This is a genomic window from Acinetobacter sp. 25-47-122 (genome assembly GCF_056779695.1).
This window is the reverse complement of record NZ_JBWYIJ010000002.1, coordinates 159483-182346: the sequence shown is the minus strand read 5'-3', so window position 1 is coordinate 182346 and position 22864 is coordinate 159483. Positions and strand designations below refer to the sequence as shown.

Genomic DNA, 22864 nt, shown 5'->3' with positions numbered 1-22864 from the left:
AATTGAATAATTAATAGATACATCAGTTATATCAGAACTATCCAAAAATGACAGATTTGACATTCCAACATTCAATAAAAAAGCCCCCTTGAGGGGGCTTTTCTCAAGTCGAAGATTATTTTGCGTAAACTGGGAATTTAGCGCATACAGTCTCAACTTTAGCTTTCACAGCGTTGATGACAGTTTCATCACCTTTAGAATCTAAGATATCCGCGATCCAACCTGCAAGTTCACGTACTTCTGCTTCACCGAAACCACGAGTTGTTACAGCTGGAGTACCGATACGGATACCAGAAGTTACGAATGGAGAACGTGGATCGTTTGGCACAGAGTTTTTGTTCACAGTGATGTGAGCCGCACCTAACCAAGCATCAGCATCTTTACCTGTAATGTCTTGTTTGATGAGAGACAACAAGAACAAGTGGTTTTTCGTACCACCTGAAACAACATCATAACCGCGTTCGATTAACACTTCAGCCATTGCTTGCGCGTTTTTCACAACTTGTTGTTGATATGCTTTGTATTCAGGAGCCATTGCTTCTTTGAAGCAGATTGCTTTAGCCGCTACAGCATGAACTAAAGGACCACCTTGGTTACCTGGGAATACAGCAGATTGAAGTTTTTTCTCAATTTCTTCATTTGCTTTTGCAAGGATTAAACCTGAACGTGGACCACGAAGTGTTTTGTGAGTCGTCGTTGTAGTTACGTCAGCAATTTGAACTGGGCTTGGATAAACACCAGCAGCAACAAGACCAGCAACGTGAGCCATATCAACGAATAGATAAGCGCCTACTTTGTCTGCGATTTCACGGAAACGCTGCCAATCAACGATTTGGCTATAAGCAGAGAAACCAGCGACAATCATACGTGGCTTGTGTTCTACAGCTAAACGTTCTACTTCTTCGTAATCGATTTCACCCGTTTCTGGATTTAAACCGTATTGGATCGCATTATATGTTTTACCAGAGAAGCTAACTTTAGCACCGTGAGTCAAATGACCACCGTGAGCTAAGCTCATACCTAAAACAGTATCGCCTGGGTTAAGAAGCGCTAGATAAACTGCAGAGTTTGCTTGAGAACCAGCATGAGGCTGAACGTTCGCGTAATCAGCACCAAAGAGTTCTTTAGCACGGTCAATTGCCAATTGTTCAATCACGTCTACATATTCACAACCGCCATAGTAGCGTTTGCCTGGGTAGCCTTCTGCATATTTGTTAGTGAGTTTTGAACCTTGAGCTTCCATTACTGCTGGAGAGCAATAGTTTTCTGAAGCGATTAACTCAATATGAGCTTCCTGACGAGCATCTTCACTCGTAATAGCTTGAGCTAATTCTGGATCAAAGTCAGCAATAGAGATATTGGCAAACATTAGCGAGGTCCTATTAATGTAGGGCTTTTAAGCCGTGCTAAGATTGGCGCGTATTGTAACATGAACTTGTTAAATTTCGAGAATGAAGTTTAAACAGTTTGCAATTAAATTTGATTAATTCTTGTGTGTTCACTCTATTACTATTAAAAACAAATATCTGAATTAAGACTATTCTTTTTAAATTCAGCCATTTTTGAAAATTGCCTTTAACAACCTACAGCCTAAACTTGCAACGTTAATATGATCGAGCATGAAGATTACTTAAAATGAGCACCTCATCTAAATAATTCCCATGATTCGTTCAATTCAGCATAATTTATACAATTCACTGACTTTATTACTGTGAGCTCAGATTTGAAAATGTTAAATTAATTACATCTTTATCATTTACTTGGACATTTGCATGCAAGCCATTATCTTGGATACTGAAACCCATACATTGAACGGTTTGCCCATAGAAATTGCATATGCTCCTATTCAGATTGAACAAGGCAAATTAAGTCTTGATCGCGAAAAAATCTTTGACCAACTATATAGTATTGGTGACGAAAAAATTTCCTATGCTGCAATGGCGGTACATCATATTCTTGAAAGTGATTTAGTAGATCAGCCCAACTTCGGTACCTTCGAATTACCTCAAGAAACGACGTATATTATTGGTCATAATATTGATTATGATATTCGAGCTGTTCAGCAATGCGGCGTAGACACAAGTCATATTAAAGCCATCTGTACACTCGCTCTTTCTCGACTAGTTTGGCCTCATGCAGAAGCACACAACATTTCTGCTTTAATTTATATGATTAGTAAAGGCAGTAGCAAAGCTAGAGAGATGTTAAAAGGTGCCCATCGTGCTGATGCTGATATTATTTTGACTGCAAATATCTTAATGCACATTATTCATCATTTGGGTATTCAAAACATTGAAGAACTCTATGAAGTATCTGAAGATGCACGTATTCCTCGTACAATTAACTTCGGTAAACATCGTGGGACAGCCATTGTAGATCTTCCAAGTGATTATGTTTCATGGTTACTAAGACAAGAAGACTTGGATCCCTATTTGAAAAAAGCCTTAGAAAAAACTTTAATTGATACGCTTTAAGCAATATTTCATGACTCTCACTTTGAACCTAAACCTCAAAGTGAGAAATTAACTATTTTTTAATACTTTTAAACGATTAAACTAAAATTTACACCAATAATTACAATAATATAATCACATGATAATTAAATATTTTTTATTATTTTTATTCATTCAACACTGCCCACCTCATCCGCTATTAGACTAAGGCGAAGTAGAACATCTGTACCATAAATATATTAATACCATCATCCAACCACGGTATAAATAGGTGCCTTATGTCTAAACTTAGCCAAATTCTAGAATTTGATCCTTTAGATAATCCTATGTATCTTAAAAAAGTCGGAAATTGGGTTCTCACCTTCTTGCATGCCCATGACCAGGTGGAGAAAATCCAGCTCGCCATTACCAATGTTATTCCGCGTCAAGCAGATGGCTCATTGCAGCCTCGACGTATTATCATTGAGCAAGCTGATCAAGATCATCAATGGCAAATCAATCACATAGAATGTTTTGATAGCCTTGAAAATAAAGAAGTCCTGCTCAATGCTTCAGAACAAACGGGTGGATCGATCATTCAAGACCTGCTCAGTGAATTTCGAAAATATGATGTTGAAGTCATGTTTAAAGCATAATTCCGATATGAAAAAGCCCGCTTTACGCGGGCTTTATGTTGGAAGGCTAGTGTTAGATTTATTGTTCAACTGAACTCAACTAACTGTCATTGATCCGTCCAACTCGTCAGTAGCGTTGAATATTTACAACCTACTGTGATTTTTAATTTAATACTTTCAATATGTGATGTGAAGTCACTTTAACACTTTTCAACAACTGTATAAAAAAAATACAATTGAATTTTTTTATTTATAGATAAGAATAAGTTTCGCGAATATGAACAAAGTTTTAATTCAAAAAAGTCGACCGAAATGGGTCGACTTTTAATTCTAATTTTAAGCTCAGAATTAAGCCAAATGACGTGAACGATTATTTGAATGATTTACACCAAAACGTCCAGCAAAAATCGTCACAATCAATCCAATCAATAAACCAATGAATGACCATAAGGCAGCTTTTGCAGCAGCTTTAGTCGCATTAGCTGCTTTTTCACGTGCTTGATCTTTTAGTTCAGCATATTTTAATTTAGCAGATTGAATATTCGCCTCTAAATCATTAAAGAATTTATCCTGCTGTATAAGGAAATTATTGACAGCTTGATTCGCTTCTTGCGGAGTTAGAGATGAATTTTTCGCTAAAGCAGCACTGACTTCATTCTTATTAATAGAAGCAGTTACAGATTGTGCACGAGTTTTTAATTGTTCTGATAACTTTTGAATAATAGCATCACTGTTATCTGGATGAATCACCAACTCTTTTGCAGCAACCTTAATTTGCTCTTTTGCCCATTCACCCTGCGCTTTTAAGAATTCGGGTTGCAATTCCTCGATTCCTGTTTTGCGTAATGCCTCAGACATCTTTTCATCACTATTTTCAAGCTTTGGTAAAGGAACCAATTCCTCAAAAGCTTGAACTCCGATCTGAGTTAAATTAACGCCACCTCGACCAATTTCTGATGCTACACTACCCGCAGCACTACTGACTGAACTAATCGCACTACCAGTAATTTTTGCCGCGCCGCTAATGGTCATTGCACCAAACCAGATACCTAACAGCAATGAAAGTGACCAGACAATAAAGCCATGGATTGCACCATCAGCTTGAGCCAAGTGACCTGCAACAAATCCACCAATAGCTAACGATACTAACAATGAAATAATTGTCCATACGCTTACTGCTATCCCTGAGCCATTTGTAATATCAGTGGTAGATTGTGGATCTAGGAGCGCAAATCCTAATGCAACGCCAAGTAATGAGAGTAAAATTGAAATAGCTAATACAACAATAACGCCAGCGAAAATACTCGCCCACGAAATTCGATTTTGGATCAGAACTTTTTCTTCGTACATTGTTGTGCCTCTTATTTGAATTATTCATAATTTATGTGATTTATACGGCAATGCCGCAATTCAAATTTAAAATAGGCCATGTGAATTTTATGTGACAAATTTTGCATTTTTATGTTTATTTTGAGACTAAATATATTGTTATTTGTCAGTATTGGAGCATCTCACGATTCAATCGACTCAGATTAACAATTCAGATTACGCACTAAATTTTGATAAATATTTACTAAAAATATTTTATTTGACGGACTATGTTTTGTTTGAAAGACATAAAAGAAATGGTGCGCTCAGCGGGACTCGAACCCACGCCACAGGCTTCGGAGACCTGTACTCTATCCAGTTGAGCTATGAGCGCATTTTAGGAAGTGCGCACATCATAACAAAAAAAACTCTAAGGTAAAGCAACTATATATCTTTCCAATTTTTAGTGCTCATGCTTTATACAGCGTTTCAACATCAAAACAGAGAATTCTGATTACAGAGCTTGGTTTATTTTTCAAGATCACTCACAATATCTCAACTTTTCACCATTCGAGATATTCATGACTGATGCATTGACCTTGAGGGATTTGTCGAAGACCTATCGAAATGGTTTTCAAGCATTAAAAGGAATCAACTTAGATGTTCCAGAAGGTGAATTTTATGCACTTCTAGGCCCTAATGGTGCAGGTAAATCAACCACTATTGGCATCATCAGCTCTCTTACAAAAAAAACTGCAGGAACTGTCGAGATTTTTGGTCATAATCTCGATACACATCCTTCACAAGCTAAACAATGCTTGGGTGTAGTCCCCCAAGAATTTAACTTTGCGCAATTTGAAAAGACTTTCGATATTTTAGTCACTCAGGCAGGTTATTACGGCATTCCAAAAAAAGTTGCTGAAACTCGTGCAGAGGAGTATCTGACCAAATTAGGTTTATGGGAAAAACGTTCTACTCAAGCACGTATGCTATCTGGGGGAATGAAACGCCGCCTTATGATTGCCCGGGCAATGATGCATGATCCGAAACTGTTAATTCTCGATGAACCGACTGCTGGTGTTGATATTGAACTACGTCGCTCGATGTGGGACTTCTTAACAGAAATGAATCAGAAAGGTACATCTATCATTCTCACAACACATTATTTAGAAGAAGCAGAAGTACTGTGTCGCAAAATTGCAATTATTGATCGTGGCGTCATTAAAGAAGACACCACCATGAAGAACTTCTTAAATCAATTAAATGAAGAATCTTTCATTTTTGATTTGGCTGAACCTATAGAACCGATACAACTTGACATTATTGGTGTGAAATTTAATTTGGTTGATCCAGTGACCTTAGAAATTACGCTTGATAAAGCACATAGCATGAATGATCTTTTCCAACTTCTAGAATCACAGAACATTCAAGTTCGAAGTATGCGTAATAAATCAAATCGTTTAGAAGAGTTATTCGTCAAAATGGTCGAAAAGAATCTTGATGGAGCTGCGCAATGAATTTTAACCAACTCGCTGTAGCTTTATATACGATTATCCATAAGGAAATTCGTAGATTTATGCGCATTTGGCCACAAACATTGTTACCACCAGCAATTACCATGTCACTGTATTTTGTGATTTTTGGAAATCTAGTCGGTTCAAGAATTGGGGAAATGGGTGGCTTTACCTACATGCAGTTCATTGTACCTGGTCTAATTATGATGGCTGTCATTACTAATAGTTATGCCAACGTTTCATCAAGCTTTTTTAGTTCTAAATTTCAAAAAAGTATTGAAGAATTGATCATGAGTCCAGTGCCTTTACATGCCGTACTTTGGGGTTATGTGCTCGGTGGTGTTGCTCGAGGCTTATTGGTTGCTATCATTGTGACTGCGATGAGTTTATTTTTTACTGACTTATATATTACCAACTGGTTCGTAACAATTTATACCGTCCTGATTACATCATTACTGTTTGCATTAGGTGGATTTATCAATGCGGTCTATGCAAAGTCATTTGATGATATTTCGATTATTCCCACTTTTGTTTTAACACCGTTGACCTATTTAGGTGGGGTGTTCTATGCAATTTCTGCATTAAGCCCATTTTGGCAAAATCTATCTTTAATTAACCCTGTCGTATATATGGTCAATGCATTCCGTTATGGGATCCTTGGTCATAGCGATGTAAATGTATCTATCTCTTTATTAGTAATCACAGCGTGTTGCGCCGCGCTATATGCGGTCGCTTATCACTTACTCTCCCGTGGTTCAGGAATGCGTGAATAATGAGCGTTGAACAATCTCTTTTAGGCAAAGACACCAACTATCCAACTGAATATCAACCTGAGGTGCTATTTCCAATTGCTCGTGCAGAAGCACGAGCGAAGTACGCTCATGTAGACGGTATTCAACAAGGAATAGATTGGTGGCATATTTTTGAAATTTCTTGGTTGAATCTGTCAGGGATTCCTCAAGTTGCGATTGGTCGAATGCATCTTCCTGCTTCATCACCTTATCTCATCGAGTCAAAATCTCTAAAGCTATATTTCAATAGTCTGAATTTTGCTCAATTTGAATCTCAAAATCAGTTTATTGAGACAGTTGAGCGTGATCTTTCTAAAGCAGCCAATGCAGAAGTCAGACTTGAATTATTCGATGTTGATCAGTTGAATATTGCCCAGCCTGAAGGAATTTGTATCGACCATTATGAGCCTGAACGTCTTGAAAACCACCCTGATGCAAGCTTACTTAAACTCGATGCAGCGTCTTCCGAAGAAATCGTTGAAATTCAATTATATTCGCATTTATTAAGAAGTAACTGCCCAGTCACAGGACAGCCTGATTGGGGCACAGTTTTTTTAAGATATCGTGGCAAAAAACCTTGTTATCGTTCAATTTTAGCTTATATTATCTCCTATCGTCAGCATAATGGCTTTCACGAACAATGCGTTGAACAAATCTACGCAGACATTTGGGAAAACTTTAATCCTGAAAAGTTGATGGTATATGCGACTTATACACGCCGTGGTGGTTTAGACATTAACCCTTGTCGTGTATCGGACTTTGCATGGATGCCGAGCCCAATTCGATTGGCGCGACAATAAATTGAAGAATAGTTGAGGTTATACGATGTCATATTTTGGTTTTATTCCATCTGAATCTTTGTTAAAGAATATTCAAACTGGAATTGAGAAAAAAAATTCAAACGAACCACTTTACCCTTTGCGTGATCAAACTGCACTCGCTATTAATGATGAAATTATCGATGCAATTTTAGTTGAACTTGTACGTCGTTTCCCTGCAAGTGACAAACGAGAAACAGCTGAAAAACTTGCTGGTTATATTAAATCAACAGTATCGGTACTACTTAAACAGTTATTGGGTAAAGCACCAAATGACGTCGTGAGACAATCGATTGAATTCTCTGAAAAAAGTTTATTCAAAGATCCAGAGGGTAATTATCGTGTCGGTGCTCCATTACCCGCTGATTTAGTAACAAACTTAAAAAATAGCTTTGCAGAAGTACGTGCAGGCAATGATGTCAATCGTGCAGTTCTGTCTGAACAATACAAACAATTCGGTGAAGCTGCAGTTCGTCACTTTATGAATGATTTTAATAAGACCCTAGATTTGGGGATGATTAAACGTAAGGCGTCTGATATCGCTTCTTCAGCGGTCATCAAAGCAGTTCATATTGCTATTGATAAGCTCATTCCTAACTTTACTAAAGAAGAATTGTTAGCTGCAGCTGAATATCATGACACGCTATTTATTCAGGAATAAATCAGATTAATCAAAAACCTAGCTAAAGCTAGGTTTTTTTATGTTTTAAAGATGGTTCAACAATATTGAATAAATAAAAGACATAATTCATCCATTTTTACACTTTTTATGTAGGTTTTTGTGAATCCATCACGACCTAATGTTATCTTAATAAACATTGCGATTAATCAAATGATGCTGAACTTTTAATCCTTATCAACACTTATACCTTTGCATCTATCACCGATAATAATTGGATCTGCTGCTGTTATGTTATTTGAAAATTTTAATGTTAAATTACAACGTATTGGTCTAGCACTCAGTGCGTTTATGGTCACAAGTTTTGTTCAAGCCAATGACTTCGCTCAACATCCTCAATATCAAAATTTTAAACTAAAAACGATGCAGACCTATGGTTTGAGTGCTGAGCAAGTTGACTGGGCCATGAATGGGTCAAAAAACCTACCAAATATTATCAACATTATGAATCGCCCAGGAGAAAGCAAACCTTGGTACGAATACAAAAAGAATTTTTTAGCAGAAAGTACAATTCAACGAGGTGTGCGTTTTAAAAATCAGTATGCAGACACTTTAAATCGAGCAGAACAGCAGTTCGGTGTTCCCCAGTCCATCATTCTCGGTATTCTTGGCGTTGAGACAGGTTTTGGAGCAAATAAAGGTTCATTCATCACACGTGACGCCCTAGCCACTTTAGGGTTTGGATATGAACGTCGTGCACAATACTTTCAAGACGAATTAAGCGCTTTGATTGCATGGTCTTATAAGGACGGTATTCCAGCTAATTCAGTCGTTGGCTCTTATGCTGGTGCTGTGGGCTATCCTCAATTTATGCCAAGCAATATTCCGAAATTTGGTGTGGATTATGACGGTAATGGTCATATCGATCTCAGAAACTCTGCTGTAGATGCAATTGGTTCTATTGCAAATTATCTTGCTCAACATGGTTGGCAACGAGATCAACCGATTGCTTTTGCCGCACGCTACCAAGGAAATAATGCGGATGCCATCATAGCCAAAGACTTAACACAACCTACCCCATATGGTGCATTAAAAGTCCAAGGCATTAGCCCACTCAATCCTATTGTTAAAATAGATGACTTAGACATGGTCAATGTGATTCAACTACAAGAAAATTATGGACCAGCTTATTACCTTACATATCCTAATTTTCAAGTCATTACGACCTATAACCGTAGTCGAATGTATGCAACTGCACTGTGGCTTTTAGGGACTGAAATCGCGAGTAGATAAATATAAATCTACTTGTTTTCACAAAAGTCAATAAATATTTTTGTGATTAAGTTCACTATTTGCACATTTTACATATTTTGTTACATTATTGATTAATTATTAACCAAATTTTGTGATAATTTGTCGTTTTTGTAACTAAAGTGAAAATAAAGCTAGACACTTTTGTATCAGGATGAATATCATCCACTACCGTTAAATGCAGTTGCACAAGTAAATTTACAGACCATTTAGGTTAATTATCAGCAACTTAGATAATTAACTTAGGGTTCCAAGGAGTTAAACGATGCATGCTTCGCTGAAAATGTTATCAATATTAGGTATTAGTTTGGCTTTGTCTCAAACTCATGCCGAGCTGGTTCAATCATCTTACCTGAATAATGATGTTGACCAATCAAGTCTTGCTTCACGCGTGATTAGCAAAGACTCTACAAGTTTCAATTCGCACTTCTCGAATTTAAACAGTTTAGCAATTACTGAAAGTTCAGGTGATAAAATTCGTCGCGAAACAATCGCAGCGAAAATTCAAGTACCTGTTGAAGAGCCTTCAGTGATTGATAAACTTAATAATGTTGCTTCAAACACTGTTCGTCGTTTTAGTCAAACAGGTGTTGCTTCTTGGTACGGTCGTCAATTTCACGGTCGTAAAACTGCAAGTGGCGAAACATTTGATATGAATGCACTTACTGCAGCGCATCGTAGCCTACCTCTTAATTGCTATATTCGTGTAACGAATAAATCAAATGGTAAAAGCGTCGTTGTTAAAGTAAATGATCGCGGCCCATTTCATGGTAATCGTGTTGTAGATTTATCTTACGGTGCTGCGAAATCTCTTGGTATTACCAATGCTGGTACTGCGCGTGTAAGCATCGAACGTGTGGATGGTCCAAATTCTTAGGTTCTCATGATTCAGCGAAGCATTTAACGACAAGCCACTCATTGAGTGGCTTTATTATTTTTAATTTTTTTGATGTGACCAATATACAAAAAAGAATCTTGATTTATCATCTTATGCCATACTGTAGTTTATAGAATAAATAAAATTCAAATAATCAGTGAAGGAAATAGGATGAAGACAATTACAGAATGGTTAGATGAATATAGTGATAGCCATCAAAACCCAACCAATAAAACATTACACTGGATTTGCGTACCCACGATTCTATTCTCAATCATTGGCATACTCGCTCATTTCAGCGCATTACTGACTACCCTTTTACTGGTGTTAACACTCATCTTTTATGCAAGATTAGATCTTGTACTCGCGGTTGCAATGGCAGCGTTATTATTGGTCATGTCTTGGCTTATTATTATTCTTCCATTCGGGAAAGGATTCTATATTGCTCTGTTCGTTTTAGCTTGGATAGGTCAATTTTACGGGCACAAAATTGAAGGGAAAAAGCCATCTTTCTTTAAAGACCTCCAATTCCTTCTAATTGGTCCTCTATGGTGTATGGACGCTTACCTAGATAAGATACTACCCAATTGGAAATCACGCCAAATCAGCGCTTAAATTAGCAAATACAGCACGGGTTAAATTAGAATTTAATTTAGCCCGATGTTCATGCTCTAATTAAGTAATTTATGAGATAGAAAAACAGTAAAGTAAAAACTAAATTACTGATAACTTTTTGACTTATTAGCGCAAGCAGTACACAAAATATTGCTGCCCATAAATAGTGATTACTCGACATAACCCTTAATTCTGCTGCTTCATAAAACACAATCGGTACACATATTGCAGTCAACAAACATGGCGCAGAATATTTCAACATATTTTTCAAAATTCTAGGAAGTGGCACATTTACCCTTGGCTCCAAGAATAAATATCGATTAATAAAGATCATGATCGACAACCCCAGCAAAAGCATCCAGCTCATTTTTAATCCCCTTCTGTTGTTTGCCATTTTTCAACTATCACACTGGCAAACATTCCACATAGACCAGAAATAATTAACGCTGCATTTACTTTGTAAGCTTCTAAAATTAAAGAAAAAATTATGGTAATCACAACACCAACAAGTATCGGGAGATTTTTTATCATTGGCACTATAATTAATATAAGCAGTGCAACGACTGAGAAATCAAGATGCAAATTTGATAAATTATGAATGAAGTGAGCAAGCACAATCCCAAATAAACTAAATATCAGCCAAAAAATATAAAAACAAAGTCCTGCTCCAAATAAATATGCGAATGAGCGTTGTGATTTATTTTTTACTCCAACCGCAAATAATTCATCCGTCAGCAGAAAGCCAAATATAATACGTTTAAATAGTGGAAATTTACTAACATCATTTCGAAAATTAAGCGCGTAAATTAAATGCTGACTCGTCAGAAAAAATATCGTCAGATAGATTGTCATCAGCGAAGCCTGACCCGAAACCAATCCTAAACTCACTAATTGTGCAGCACCAGCAAACATAAACAATGACATTGCAAAAGCTTGTATCGCATTCAATCCAGTCTGTATCGCCAAAGAGCCAGCCAATACCCCCCATGGCATGACTGCAATTGCCAACGGCATAATACCCAGCACACCATGTATAAAATTCTTTTTTGTATCACTCATCTTTTTCATCAATACATCTGAATCTGATTCACTTATCGATTATTATCATCTGATGAGTAATGATTGATCTTGAATAATATTGCGGCGCGAATTTAAGGAAAATTAATAGTTCAAAAGATATTGTCCAGGCGTTACACCTATTGCACTTTTAAAATGTCGATTTAAATGACTCTGATCAGAAAATCCAGTGAGTTGTGCAACCTCAGTTATTCGCACCCCCTGCTTAAGCAATTGTTTGGCTTTTTGAATTCTTCTTTGAACAAGCCAACTATGTGGAGGCAATCCCGTATGTTTTTTAAATTCACGTAATAAATGCCATGGGCTTGTATCTACATATGCAGACAACTCGTGTAGAGAATGGTCATGCTCAGGAAAACTACTCATAAGTTCTTTTATTAGTTCAACTTTTTTTCTCATTTCTGGTGTGTTGATTGGACTCAATTTCGCCCGCCCATAGCAATAGATCAATCTGGCCAATGTCGTCAAATAGAGGCTTTCTTTAAGCAAAGTATCCTCGCCCTGCTCAAATAAATCGAATAAAAATACTAGTTGCCTCGCCAAACCCAAATCATGAATCACTGCATCAGAGAACCATGGAACTGCATTCTTGGTTGTAAAAAAATCTCGACTCAGATCTAATATCATTTCAGGTGTTGGGTAAATTGCTCGATATTTCCAACCAGTTTCCACAGCGGATGAACCAGTATGTATTTCATCAGCATTCACCAGAATAATATCGCCTTTAGGTGCGATATGAAGCTTTCCAGAGCGGTAAAAACTTTGTGCCCCATCTTCAATGACACCAATACAATAGCCCTCATGAGCATGTTTTGAAAATTGCTTACGTTGAAATTGAGCTTTTAATAATTCCAATCCGCCCAATTCTTTGAAATGAAGATAATTAGCAGACTCTTGCATCTTTTTTCTGGATATTACGCCTATAAAATTGCATAAAAACTATCACGCCTGCATTTTAAATCTAGAATGAAATTGCTCATCTCATATATTTATTTTTATAAAAATTATTGATAACTTCGACCCTGATGCTTTAACCAACCATCAATATGCAGTTTTTGAGGATCATGGTGAGTCCAATGAATTACACCACCCTTGTCGGTATATTCATATTCACCATAGAACTCGACGATATCCCCTTTTTGAATATTCTCAACACGTGGTGCCAAGTCTATATTATGAGCTACCAAAACTGTCTGACCATGATTAAGTTTTAAAATAAATTTCTGATGTCTAGATCCTTCATTATCATCATTTAATATTGCAACAACTTCTCCAGAAGCCCTAACTTGCACATCACTCATCTTTTTTTGAAAAAGTGTCGCTATTTTTGCGACATCATCATTATCCGCAGAGGATAGTTCTCGTTGGTTAGCATCATTATATTGAGTACTTGCATCTGTAGGATTTAGTGCGTGCTCATTACTCTGTTTTAAATCCTGTTTTAAATCGACACCGAAATATGCTGCGACCAACACTGCAATTAACGCAACAATACTTATTTTTGATTTCTGAGACATATTGATCTCTAAGTTATATTTTTATTTCATCCTAAAGTTTATATCATTTAGACTCATCAAAAAAAAGAAAAAGCCCTTAAAGGGCTTTTTCTTTTTCAAAATAATTGAATCAATTATTTTGCAGCAGCTTGAGCAGCAGCAACTTCTTCAGCGAAAGAAAGTTCAGCTTTTTTCTCAATACCTTCACCCACTTCGAAACGTACGAATTGAGCAACAGTTGTACCTGTAGATTTAAGAACATCAGCAACTTTCTTGTCGTTGTCGATAACGTACATTTGACGCTCAAGAACAACTTCATTTAAGTATTTTTCAACTGAACCAGTTACCATTTTTTCAACGATATTCGCTGGTTTACCAGATTCAATTGCTTTTGCTTCAGCAATTTCTTTCTCTTTAGCGATTAACTCAGCAGAAACACCTTCAGCATTTACAGCAACTGGGTTGAACGCAGCAACGTGCATTGCGATACCTTTACCAGTAGCAGCATCACCAGCAAATGAAACTACAACACCGATTTTTAAACCGTGTTTGTAAACTGCAAGGTTTTCACCTTCAACGATTTGAGCACGACGAACTTGAATGTTTTCACCGATTTTTTGAACAAGCGCAATACGAGCTTCTTCTACAGTTGCACCATCTTCAAGTTTCAATTCAGCAATTTGAGCAGCATCAGTTACATTCGCAGCAAGCGCAGCAGCAGCAACTTTCGCAGAGAAACCAGCAAAGTTTTCGTCTTTAGCAACGAAGTCAGTTTGACAGTTTACTTCTAAAAGAATTGCTTTATTGCCTTCTTGAGCAATTGTAATCGCGCCATCAGCAGCAATGTTACCTGCTTTTTTAGCAGCTTTTGCTTGACCAGATTTACGAAGGTTGTCGATCGCTAACTCGATATCGCCACCAGCTTCTGTCAACGCTTTTTTACATTCCATCATTGCTAGACCAGTACGATCACGCAACTCTTTAACCATGCTTGCAGTAATAGCAGTCATGTTATTCTCCTAAATTCGGTCGAGATATGTATCTGTTAACAAAAACGGCCCAAATTAATCATCTGGGCCGTTTTGCTTGATTGATGCTTAAGATGCCACGATTACGTGTCGCAAAAATGACAAATCCGCATCAAATCGCATTAAGCCTCAGGAGCTTCTTTAGCAGCTTCTTCGCCTTTAGCTTGCGCATTAGCTTGAGTTTGAGCGTATTCTTTACCAGCAATAATCGCATCAGCCATCGCAGTAGCGTAAAGAGTTACAGCGCGGATCGCATCATCGTTACCAGGAATAACGAAATCAACGTTATCTGGGTTAGAGTTAGTATCAACGATACCGATTACTGGAATACCAAGGTTCTTAGCTTCTTTGATTGCAATCGCTTCGTGGTCAACGTCGATGATGAACAATGCGTCAGGTAAACCACCCATGTTCTTAACACCGCCAAGAGCACGTTCAAGTTTTTCCATTTCACGAGTACGCTCTAAAGCTTCACGTTTAGTAAGCTTAGCGAAAGTACCGTCAGTAGACTGAGTTTGAAGATCTTTAAGACGGTTGATTGATTGACGAAGAGTTTTCCAGTTCGTCAACATACCACCTAACCAACGGTGATCTACATAGGGTTGACCAGCACGTTGAGCTTGTTCACGGATGATGTTAGAAGCAGCACGTTTAGTACCAACGAACAATACTTTGTTCTTTTTGCTTGCTAGATTGTTAACAAAGTTCAATGCATCATTTAACGCAGGAACAGTGTGCTCAAGGTTGATGATGTGAATTTTGTTACGCGCACCAAAAATGTATTGACGCATTTTTGGGTTCCAGAAGCGAGTTTGGTGACCGAAGTGCGCACCAGCTTGAAGAAGGTCGCGCATGCTTACGTTGTAATCTGCCATTTTCTTTACCTTAAAAGTTTGGGTTAGGCCTCCATATGTCCGCATTCTCCACCCTTACGGGCACCCAGAGTAATGTGTCGACATATGTGCGGATTTTATTAACCAACATATCATCCGATTAAGTGAATCTATTCACGAAAAGCATTTGATAAATTGGGCGGCTATTTATACCATAGTCACACACAAATTTCCAAAAGTTTTTAAAGATCATGAACAGTACTTATGAAGCACCACGTCGTTTAATTAAATCTGCTGAAGATATCGAAAAGATGCGTGTGGCGGGACGACTAGCGGCAGAAGTTTTGGATATGATCAAACCGCATATCAAGCCTGGTGTGAGTACACTAGAATTGGATACGATTTGTCATGATTATATTGTGAATAAACAAGATGCCATTCCTGCTTGCCTAGGCTATGGTGCTGCGCCTGGTCGTCCTGCATTCCAGCATACGATTTGCACATCAGTAAACCATGTGGTTTGCCACGGTATTCCCTCTGAAAACAAAATCTTAAAGAAAGGTGACATCTTGAATATTGATGTCACTGTGATTAAAGATGGATTTCATGGTGATACCAACATGATGTACATCGTGGGTGGTGAGACTTCTATTCTTGCAGATCGCTTATGCAAAGTTGCACAAGAAGCAATGTATCGTGGTATTGCTACGGTAAAACCTGGTTCGACGATCGGTGATATTGGTCATGCGATTCAAAAATACGTTGAGTCAGAGCGTTTCAGTGTCGTTCGTGAATATTGTGGTCATGGTATTGGAACTGTTTTCCATGATGAACCTCAAGTGCTTCATTACGGTCAACCAAATTCAGGCATGGTTTTAGAAGAAGGTATGACATTTACAATTGAACCAATGGTCAATGCTGGTGTATGGCAAACTAAACTTCTTGGTGATAAATGGACAGTTGTAACGAAAGATCATAAATTATCTGCGCAATATGAACATACTGTTTTAGTCACTAAAACAGGTGTCGAGGTATTAACTGCTCGCCCTGAAGAGGATTTATCCCGATTTCAATAATTTTAGTTAATTAATAAAGTTAAAAAAAGTCAGACCAATTTAAATTGATCTGACTTTTTATTTTGCTAAGTCACTCAATCAGAAATAAATTCACAAACAAACCTAACAAATGTTGGATTTTTAAGATTTAAATTCATGATTTTTAAAATTTTTTTATCACAAAAATGCGTAAAAACGCTTTTCAAACTGATTCATTTTATGTTTATATAACGCTTAAAGAATGTAAAACAACAACTAGCAACAAAATCGGACAGGGAGTCCAAAATGACGAAAAAAGCATTCTGGTGCATGGTCGTACCTATTGTTTTTGCATCTACAACTATTTATGCAGAATCATCATTTTTTAATCTGGATGAAACTGAAGGGTTTAAACGATATTCAATTTCAGTCGGACCATTACATGTTATGCCTCAAGGTAAAGCCAAGGCACCTAAAATTCGTACAGCAGTAAAAAATGGTGAAGTTGCAAAAAATGGTGATATTACACTTTCTACAGTTTTTGAGAACTTAGATCCTGATAAAGAAAAAGAAAATCAAAGTATGCAAGCGCTTTTGAAGATCGTTGATGCTTTTAGTGATACTTATCCAGCCAGTCAAAGTGGAACTTCAACTGTAAGCGGCATTGAAAGTTGGAGTATGGATGGTTCTGGAATGACTGCAGATGATGTCACAACACTTGGCATCATGATCAATTACCATTTCAACGATAAGATCTCATTCGAGAGTAAAGCTGGGTTCCCCCCAAAAGTAGATATTCAAGGTAAAGGTAAGATTACAGCACCATTTACAGCCGAAGCAAATTCAACACTTTTAGGTATACCTTTACCAACAATCTATCTTAAGAATGATCTGCCAATTACAGATCTTGAAAGTCATGGAAATTCTATTGCGACAGCACGTGCATGGACTCCAATGTGGGAATTGCAGTACCATTTTGGACAGACTGGGATCAATAAATTTAGACCCTATGTTGGGCTTGGACTTATGGTCGCATACTTCAATGAATTAGAATTGAATCCAAGCCTTGAAAAAGACTTAATTGATTCAGGTCACATGATTGCCAATATGAAAAATGGACGCGGTGGCGATGCATTAATTAAAGGTAAAAAAAGTACAGCAAATCCCAAGGTTAAACTTGAGTCCGAATTGAGTTTTGCGCCAATAGCCACGCTTGGGTTTACTTACGACTTCAATCAGAACTGGTTTGCAGTTGCATCTATTAGTTATGCACATCTAACAGGTAAAACCACAATTGAAGTCAACGATGATAAACTCGGAACATTATTTTCATCGGAAGTTGATTTAGAAGTAAATCCTATCATTGGTTATGCTGGTGTAGGCTATCGCTTCTAAAACACTTGAGGCATATTGAAGCCACACCCCAATATGCCCAACCCATCACAAATAAAGAAACAATAAGACAATTAATATACATTTTAAAATCCAACTTATATCATATTTTTCAATAATTTAACAATTGTAAATTAGGATAATAAATTTGATTTCAAGTGAACAAACTGCTTTGCATTTAGATGATTTAATGAATATAAAATGAACTAAAAATTGGACATGGAGTCCTTCAAACAATGAAGAAGTTTTTAGTTCCTACATTATTCGCAAGTTCATTCTTATCTACTCTGAGTTATGCGGAGTCAGGATATTTTAGCCTTTCCGATGAGGGGTTTAAGCGCTTTTCAATTTCAGTGGGTGCATTACACGTAATGCCGCAAGGTAAGGCCCAACCTTTTAATGTAAAAACAGTCATAAATGACAATTATGAATCTAAAGTTGGGGACATTAATGCTTCCACGGTAATCGATAACCTTGACCCAGATCGTAAACCAAATTATTTAGTAGAAGGTATTGTTAAATTAATTTCTGCTTTTCAAGGCAATGTCTCAGGGGCTATTAGTGGAAAATCCTATATTAATGGATTAGCTGAATGGGATAATCCGAATACTGGCTTGGAGGCTGATAAAGTTACAACAGTTGGCATCATGAGCAGTTATCACTTTACAGATAATTTGTCTGTGGAAATAAAAGGTGGAATTCCACCTAAAGTGGATATCAAAGGTATTGGAAATATTAAAGCCCCCTTCTCAGCTACTGCAGCACCGTTAGGTGGAATTGCGGGGAACTTAGACCTCAAAAATAATATTCATATTACTAATCTAGAACAATCTTCAAAAGCTGCTGAAGCTAGAGCATGGACCCCTGCTTTTGAATTACAATATCGTTTTGGTGAGACCGGGATTAATAAATTCCGCCCTTACGTTGGCGTTGGATTAATGTACGCTTATTTTAATGAGCTAAAAATGGATCCAGGTATTGAAAAAGATTTAGTCGCCGCTGGGCATATGATCCAAAATATTATTAATCAAAATGCTGGTGCAGCACTCGATAAGAAAGATACCAATGGAAAAATGAAAGTTAATTTAGAAGCAACTGATGTTTTTGCACCTATAGCTACAGTTGGATTCACCTACGACTTTAATGATACATGGTATGCAGTAGCATCTATTAGTTACGCTCACTTGCAGAATGAAACGAAGATCACAGTCGTCAATGAAAATACTGGACAAGAGTTAATCAACTCAAAAGCTGATATCGAGATTAACCCGATATTAGGCTATGCTGGGGTTGGCATGCGTTTCTAACGCATAGAGTAAGAAAAGAGGCAATTGCCTCTTTTTTTTGTAATCAAACAAAAACCAAACATAATTGGCAAATTATTACTACAATGTGTCTAAAAATAAATTTGATAATAAAAATACAAAAATAATCACTCTTTATTTACAGTTTTGGACATGGAGTTCCATAATGAAAAAAAAACTAGCTTACTTAGTTGCATCCATTAGTGCGTTAAGTTTTCCAGTCTTCAGTTATGCAGATTCACCTTATTTTAGTTTGAAAGATGGAGATGGCTTTAAACGTTTTTCTGTATCAGTGGGTGCATTACATGTAATGCCTCAGGGTAAAGCTCAACCGATTAATATTAACACCGCTGTACCAGAGGGTACCAAGTCTGAAGTTGGACGAATTTCAACATCTTCTGTACTAGGTGCTATTGATACTTCGACAGCAGATGGTGTTGATAAAAAACGTAAATTAGAGACACTTATAAACTCAGGTCTTGTTAGCCCATTAATCCTTGATGAAATCGATGGCGTAAAATATCTTAAGCCATCAGTTGGTGGCACTGCCGAAATTGATGGATTATCATCATGGACTGCTCAAGGGACAGGATTAGAAGCTGATGATGTCACTACCCTCGGAATCATGACTAATTACTTCTTTACAGATAATATTTCTTTAGAAGTCAAAGCAGGAATTCCACCTAAGGTTGATATTAAAGGTAAAGGGAATATATCAGCACCTCTCACAGGCTCAGTAGATCCTGGAAACGTCAATATCATTATTGCAGATATAGATGCTGGGAGTATTATTGGCGGCAATATTCCACTCAAACAAGATATCCAAGTAACAAATCTTGGAGCCCATGGTAAAGTCGCAGAAGCTCGTGCATGGACGCCAGCATTCGAATTCCAATACCATTTTGGTAAAACAGGCGTAAATAAATTTAGACCTTATGTAGGGCTTGGTTTGATGTATGCATACTTCAATGAATTGGAAATGAACTCCAACCTTGAAGCTGATCTAGTCGCTGCAGGTCATAAAATTGCGAACATCAAATTAGGTGAAGCTGGGAAAGCACTTGATGGAATTGAAAGTACTGCGAATCCTAAAGTTAAACTCGAAGCTAAAGATGCTTTCGCCCCTGTAGCTACTGCCGGTTTTACTTATGATTTCAACGATCGTTGGTTTGCAGTCGGGTCAATTTCCTATGCGCATCTTAAAGGTGAAACAACAATTACAGTAAACGATGCTAAACTTGGTGAATTAATCAATGCAAAATCAGATATCGAAATTAATCCGATTCTGGGATATGCCGGTATTGGTTATCGATTCTAATTTCCATCAGTCTTCATAAAGCGGCCAAGTGCCGCTTTATTCATTCTAATAACTAAATTTTATTGATTGATAAATTTTTATTCTGTCGTCATGATGCTACTGATCTTTTAAAATTACAAAAAATGCTAAGCGGATTGACCATGTCAGAAACCAAATTTTCAAAACCCCTCATCTTTATGCTCATTGGGAGTGCTTTTATTTTGGCACTCTCCTTAGGTGTCAGACATGGATTTGGCTTGTATTTAGTTCCAATGAGTCATGAGTTTAATTGGAATCATCAAGTTTTCAGTTTAGCAATTGCCTTTCAAAATTTATTATGGGGTGCTGTTCAACCCTTTACGGGAGCGCTAGCAGATAAATATGGGAGTAAAAAAGTCGTTGCCGTTGGCGGCGCTTTATATGCGATTGGACTTGTGATGATGGCATTTAGCTCAACAGGGCTTCTCATCAATCTTAGTCTAGGTTTAATCATTGGTTTGGCTTTATCAGCTACTTCATTTTCTGTTTTGCTCTCTGCTGTCGGACGTGCAGCGCACCCAAGTCGACGTAGTATGGCTATGGGTATTGCTAGCGCAGCAGGCTCTTTTGGGCAATTTATTATGTTGCCAACCACACTTTTACTCTTACAAAATTTTGGTTGGTCATCGGCGCTACTCATCACAGCGATTTTAATTGCATTAATTGTACCCTTGGCTTGGATGCTAAAAGCTCCAATGTATCAAGCGCCTCAAGCAGTTGATGCGATTGCTAAACCTTCTTTAAGTTTTAAACAAATACTCATTGTTGCTAAAAACCACAAACCTTTTATCTGGTTAGCATTAGGATTTTTAGTTTGTGGATTTCAAGTCGTGTTTTTGGGCATTCATTTGCCGGGTTATTTAACTGACCATGGTTTTAGCACCACCACTGGTACTATGTTTTTAGCCTTGGTTGGGCTATTTAATATTATTGGAACTTACACTGCTGGTTGGCTGGGTGATAAATATTCCAAACCTAAATTGCTCATGTGGTTATATGGACTACGTGGCATCGCCATCATTTTATTCCTCGCATTGCCACTCTCGATCTTTACGATTTATAGTTTTGCCATCATTATGGGGTTGTTATGGTTATCAACCGTTCCCCTTACCAATGGTATTGTTGCTAATATGTTTGGGGTTAAGTATCTCACCATGCTAAGTGGAATTGTATTTTTTACTCACCAAGTCGGTTCATTTTTTGGAGGATGGTTGGGTGGCTTAAATCATGATATGACAGGCAATTACAATATTATTTGGATGATGTGTATTGCGCTCAGTATCTTCGGTGTATTGATTCATTTATTTGTTAATGAGGAGAATGTCGTCAATGACTAATCGCTTCAATCTGCTCAACATCAGCATATTCATCGGAGTCATCCTTCTGCTTGGTGTATCAATTGCTTTATGGATGAACACTCCTGATTTATTTACATATTTTAACCAAGCTTTTTGCGCACATTAATTTATATAACTTCATAGTTTTGACAACTCAGTTTTTTAAACTCCTCAATTAAATAATCTAATAAACATCTCACGGCAGGCATCATGCCTTGTCGTGATGTATAGGCAACATGAATAACGCCACGTGGTAACTCCCATTCAGGGACTAATTCTACAAGAGTGCCTTGATTAAGCTCTTCATAAACAAACACTCTAGGTAATGATGCTATTCCAACACTATTCAACACTGCAGATTTCATGGCAGCAAAATTATCAGTTTTGAGTCTTGGAAAGAATTCTACTTCTTGAAACTGATTAACTGTGTCAAATTTGGATTGAAATCTCCAAATCGATTTTGGGACATGAAAACCTATACTCGGAAGTTGTGCAAGGTTATCCAAATGGATAGGCTCATGAATCTGTTGAATTAATTCAGGCGTTGCCACTAACACATGTTGCCAAGCATCAAGCTCTCGTACAATCAAGTCGCTATCTTCAAGTGGTAAATTTCTCACCCTAACAGCCAAATCAATCCCCTCTTCTATGAGATCAATTTTACGATTTGTTGCGACCAGATGAACTTGAACACGTGGGTAATGTTGCATGAATTTAGCAATCATATTCCCCAACGGAAACTCAACCAAACCAATTGGGCACGAGATTCGAATTAAACCTGAAGGCTCGCTCGACAAACTTTGCTCTACAAAATTTTCTGCCGCCTCCACTTGATCCAAAATCTTAATACAATATTCAAAAAATTCTTGACCAACTGCGGTTACGGCAAACTTTCGTGTATTTCGTTGCAATAATCTTACGTGTAAACGGTTTTCCAAATCTGAAATATGACGAGACAACTTAGATTTTGTAATACCTAAAGCTTCACTTGCCTTAGTAAAACCTTGATATTTAACGACTTGCACAAAATAGTAGTAATCATTTAAATTTTGCATAATTGTTTCATTTTTGGAATTATCTGTTGAGAGAATCGCCCTGTAATCTCAT

Annotated in this window: 23 protein-coding genes and 1 tRNA gene; 14 read left to right on the top strand and 10 right to left on the bottom strand. The window is 37.3% G+C overall.

Going from position 1 to position 22864, the window contains the following annotated elements:
- Window positions 1-115: 115 nt before the first annotated feature.
- Window positions 116-1369 carry a serine hydroxymethyltransferase gene (glyA, locus tag AC1M9P_RS02385; protein ID WP_035265704.1) on the bottom strand — a complete coding sequence of 418 codons (1254 nt, stop codon included), beginning with the start codon at window positions 1367-1369 and terminating at the stop codon, window positions 116-118.
- Window positions 1370-1772: 403 nt separating this feature from the next.
- Here glyA and AC1M9P_RS02380 point away from each other — a divergent pair, with 403 nt between their 5' ends.
- Entirely contained in the window at window positions 1773-2474 is a 702-nt protein-coding gene (locus tag AC1M9P_RS02380) for a putative quorum-sensing-regulated virulence factor (protein WP_035265703.1), read from the top strand.
- Between the two features lie 257 nt (window positions 2475-2731).
- Window positions 2732-3088 carry a hypothetical protein gene (locus tag AC1M9P_RS02375; RefSeq protein ID WP_035265701.1) on the top strand — a complete coding sequence of 119 codons (357 nt, stop codon included), beginning with the start codon at window positions 2732-2734 and terminating at the stop codon, window positions 3086-3088.
- 327 nt (window positions 3089-3415) lie between these two features.
- Here the strand turns inward: AC1M9P_RS02375 and AC1M9P_RS02370 are convergent, their stop codons facing one another.
- Window positions 3416-4417 (bottom strand): hypothetical protein, encoded by a 1002-nt coding sequence (locus AC1M9P_RS02370; protein ID WP_035265699.1) that lies wholly within the window; start codon window positions 4415-4417, stop codon window positions 3416-3418.
- Between the two features lie 276 nt (window positions 4418-4693).
- A tRNA-Arg gene (locus AC1M9P_RS02365) sits at window positions 4694-4769 on the bottom strand.
- 187 nt (window positions 4770-4956) lie between these two features.
- Here AC1M9P_RS02365 and AC1M9P_RS02360 point away from each other — a divergent pair.
- The 7 genes from AC1M9P_RS02360 (at window position 4957) to AC1M9P_RS02330 (ending at window position 10920) form a co-directional block, all read left to right on the top strand.
- On the top strand, window positions 4957-5892 hold the full coding sequence (locus tag AC1M9P_RS02360; RefSeq protein ID WP_180027530.1) for an ABC transporter ATP-binding protein: 936 nt from the start codon (window positions 4957-4959) through the stop codon (window positions 5890-5892).
- A complete protein-coding gene (locus AC1M9P_RS02355; RefSeq protein ID WP_035265695.1) occupies window positions 5889-6662 on the top strand; it encodes an ABC transporter permease in 774 nt (257 codons plus the stop codon). Before AC1M9P_RS02360 ends, AC1M9P_RS02355 begins: the two co-directional genes overlap by 4 nt.
- The gene (gene queF / locus AC1M9P_RS02350; protein WP_481586625.1) at window positions 6662-7480 is read left to right on the top strand and encodes an NADPH-dependent 7-cyano-7-deazaguanine reductase QueF; all 819 of its coding nucleotides are present in this window, start codon (window positions 6662-6664) and stop codon (window positions 7478-7480) included. Before AC1M9P_RS02355 ends, queF begins: the two co-directional genes overlap by 1 nt.
- A gap of 25 nt (window positions 7481-7505) precedes the next feature.
- Complete coding sequence (locus tag AC1M9P_RS02345) at window positions 7506-8159, top strand: hypothetical protein (RefSeq protein WP_035265692.1); 654 nt, start codon at window positions 7506-7508, stop codon at window positions 8157-8159.
- A gap of 309 nt (window positions 8160-8468) precedes the next feature.
- Window positions 8469-9410 carry a lytic murein transglycosylase B gene (gene mltB / locus AC1M9P_RS02340; protein WP_416202006.1) on the top strand — a complete coding sequence of 314 codons (942 nt, stop codon included), beginning with the start codon at window positions 8469-8471 and terminating at the stop codon, window positions 9408-9410.
- A 283-nt stretch (window positions 9411-9693) separates the two neighbouring features.
- On the top strand, window positions 9694-10305 hold the full coding sequence (locus AC1M9P_RS02335; protein ID WP_035265690.1) for a septal ring lytic transglycosylase RlpA family protein: 612 nt from the start codon (window positions 9694-9696) through the stop codon (window positions 10303-10305).
- A gap of 171 nt (window positions 10306-10476) precedes the next feature.
- Window positions 10477-10920, top strand: a complete 444-nt coding sequence (locus AC1M9P_RS02330; RefSeq protein ID WP_481586624.1) for an Mpo1 family 2-hydroxy fatty acid dioxygenase — start codon at window positions 10477-10479, stop codon at window positions 10918-10920.
- A 49-nt stretch (window positions 10921-10969) separates the two neighbouring features.
- Here AC1M9P_RS02330 and AC1M9P_RS02325 read toward each other — a convergent pair whose 3' ends face one another.
- The 6 genes from AC1M9P_RS02325 to rpsB all read right to left on the bottom strand — a co-directional run bounded on the left by AC1M9P_RS02325 (window position 10970) and on the right by rpsB (window position 15396).
- A complete protein-coding gene (locus AC1M9P_RS02325; protein WP_481586623.1) occupies window positions 10970-11287 on the bottom strand; it encodes an AzlD domain-containing protein in 318 nt (105 codons plus the stop codon).
- A 2-nt stretch (window positions 11288-11289) separates the two neighbouring features.
- Entirely contained in the window at window positions 11290-11979 is a 690-nt protein-coding gene (locus AC1M9P_RS02320) for an AzlC family ABC transporter permease (RefSeq protein WP_481586622.1), read from the bottom strand.
- A gap of 102 nt (window positions 11980-12081) precedes the next feature.
- Entirely contained in the window at window positions 12082-12897 is an 816-nt protein-coding gene (locus AC1M9P_RS02315; protein ID WP_481586621.1) for an AraC family transcriptional regulator, read from the bottom strand.
- Between the two features lie 104 nt (window positions 12898-13001).
- Complete coding sequence (locus tag AC1M9P_RS02310; protein WP_481586620.1) at window positions 13002-13514, bottom strand: DUF3465 domain-containing protein; 513 nt, start codon at window positions 13512-13514, stop codon at window positions 13002-13004.
- Window positions 13515-13627: 113 nt separating this feature from the next.
- Complete coding sequence (tsf, locus tag AC1M9P_RS02305; protein WP_035265686.1) at window positions 13628-14503, bottom strand: translation elongation factor Ts; 876 nt, start codon at window positions 14501-14503, stop codon at window positions 13628-13630.
- Window positions 14504-14643: 140 nt separating this feature from the next.
- Complete coding sequence (gene rpsB / locus AC1M9P_RS02300) at window positions 14644-15396, bottom strand: 30S ribosomal protein S2 (RefSeq protein ID WP_035265684.1); 753 nt, start codon at window positions 15394-15396, stop codon at window positions 14644-14646.
- A gap of 209 nt (window positions 15397-15605) precedes the next feature.
- On the opposite strand from rpsB, the gene map reads away from it, so the two are divergent.
- From map to AC1M9P_RS02275, 5 genes are all read left to right on the top strand, one after another.
- Window positions 15606-16430 (top strand): type I methionyl aminopeptidase, encoded by an 825-nt coding sequence (gene map / locus AC1M9P_RS02295; RefSeq protein WP_035265682.1) that lies wholly within the window; start codon window positions 15606-15608, stop codon window positions 16428-16430.
- A 264-nt stretch (window positions 16431-16694) separates the two neighbouring features.
- Window positions 16695-17783, top strand: a complete 1089-nt coding sequence (locus AC1M9P_RS02290; RefSeq protein WP_081403241.1) for an OmpW/AlkL family protein — start codon at window positions 16695-16697, stop codon at window positions 17781-17783.
- A gap of 233 nt (window positions 17784-18016) precedes the next feature.
- A complete protein-coding gene (locus tag AC1M9P_RS02285) occupies window positions 18017-19087 on the top strand; it encodes an OmpW/AlkL family protein (RefSeq protein WP_035265681.1) in 1071 nt (356 codons plus the stop codon).
- Between the two features lie 163 nt (window positions 19088-19250).
- A complete protein-coding gene (locus tag AC1M9P_RS02280; protein ID WP_481586619.1) occupies window positions 19251-20402 on the top strand; it encodes an OmpW/AlkL family protein in 1152 nt (383 codons plus the stop codon).
- Between the two features lie 140 nt (window positions 20403-20542).
- Window positions 20543-21757: an MFS transporter gene (locus tag AC1M9P_RS02275; RefSeq protein ID WP_481586618.1), complete on the top strand. Its 1215-nt coding sequence runs from the start codon at window positions 20543-20545 to the stop codon at window positions 21755-21757.
- 128 nt (window positions 21758-21885) lie between these two features.
- Here the strand turns inward: AC1M9P_RS02275 and AC1M9P_RS02270 are convergent, their stop codons facing one another.
- Window positions 21886-22812, bottom strand: a complete 927-nt coding sequence (locus AC1M9P_RS02270; protein WP_481586617.1) for a LysR substrate-binding domain-containing protein — start codon at window positions 22810-22812, stop codon at window positions 21886-21888.
- Window positions 22813-22864 lie beyond the last annotated feature (52 nt).